The 431-nt window shown below is 46.2% G+C and carries 1 protein-coding gene; it reads right to left on the bottom strand.

The features are described from left to right. On the bottom strand, window positions 1-431 hold a 431-nt coding region (locus AX663_RS00155; RefSeq protein WP_156430737.1), incomplete at both ends, for an amino acid ABC transporter ATP-binding protein.

Below are 431 nucleotides of genomic sequence, written 5' to 3'. Positions count from 1 at the left end.
GCAAGCACGTCACCGATAGTCTCTGGGTCAAGGGCTGACGTTGGTTCGTCAAAGAGCAAGAGCTCAGGATTCATAGCAAGACCACGGGCGATAGCGATACGTTGTTTTTGTCCACCAGAAAGCATGCCAGGGTATGAATCTTTCTTGTCCCACATGTTAACGTAGCGAAGGAATTTTTCAGCAGTCTTTTCGGCGTCTGCCTTACTGATTCCAAGAACCTTGATTGGTGCCAAAGTTACATTTTCAAGAACAGTTTTGTGCGGGTAGAGGTTAAAGTGTTGGAAAACCATCCCTGCTTCTTTACGAAGCTCAACCAAGTCTTTGGCAGAAGCTTCCGTCACATTATGTCCATTAACGATAAGTGTACCGTTATCGATGGATTCCAAGGCGTTGATTGTACGGATAAGGGTAGATTTCCCAGACCCAGAAGG

Origin of the sequence: Streptococcus sp. CCH8-H5 (assembly GCF_001556505.1) — a bacterium.
In the GTDB taxonomy this organism is placed as follows: Bacteria; Bacillota; Bacilli; order Lactobacillales; family Streptococcaceae; genus Streptococcus.
The sequence above is the reverse complement of the archived record's forward strand: the minus strand, read 5'-3'. Positions and strand labels throughout refer to the sequence as shown.